The sequence below is a fragment of the Frankia sp. CeTa3Moorea genome (assembly GCF_978021225.1).
This window is the reverse complement of the sequence record NZ_CDXDOR010000023.1, coordinates 47,403-47,875: the sequence shown is the minus strand read 5'-3', so window position 1 is coordinate 47,875 and position 473 is coordinate 47,403. Positions and strand designations below refer to the sequence as shown.

1 protein-coding gene is annotated in these 473 nt (G+C 70.2%); it reads right to left on the bottom strand.

Annotated features, from left to right (window positions below; translation table 11 throughout):
* A partial coding sequence (locus tag AC08OV_RS06940) for a transposase (RefSeq protein ID WP_476619461.1) occupies positions 1-296 on the bottom strand: 296 nt, incomplete at its 3' end.
* Positions 297-473 lie beyond the last annotated feature (177 nt).

The following is a 473-nucleotide window of genomic DNA, read 5'->3' as shown; positions in this document are numbered from 1 at the left end:
TCCACCCGCAGATCTTCAACCACAATCAGCCCGTATTCCCGGCTGATTGTGGTGGTGGTCTTGTGTACCCAGTCGTCGCGGCGGCGTTTGGTTCTCGCGCGCACCACGGCAATCTGGTCATAGGTCCGGCGAAGCCGGTTCGACGTCGGGGCGTTCCACGGACGGGCCCGGCGCTGCCGGGCCGCTTTCCGTTCCAACCGGAGCAGCCGCCGCGCCTCACCCGGCGACAGCAGCACGGGCATGTCCCGGAACGACCCGTCCGACAAGGCCAGCGTCCGGGTCACCCCACGGTCCACCCCTGCCGGCGGGCCAGCGTGCGGTTCCGACTGCACATCAGGGGTTTCCAGGCGGAACACCACATGCCAGCCGTTCACCTCCCGGACCAGCCGCGCGCCCGTCAACCGGCCCGGTATCCCACGGGACACCCCGGGAAGCGGTCGGGTCCAGCGGAACCGCACCCGACCGGCACCGGG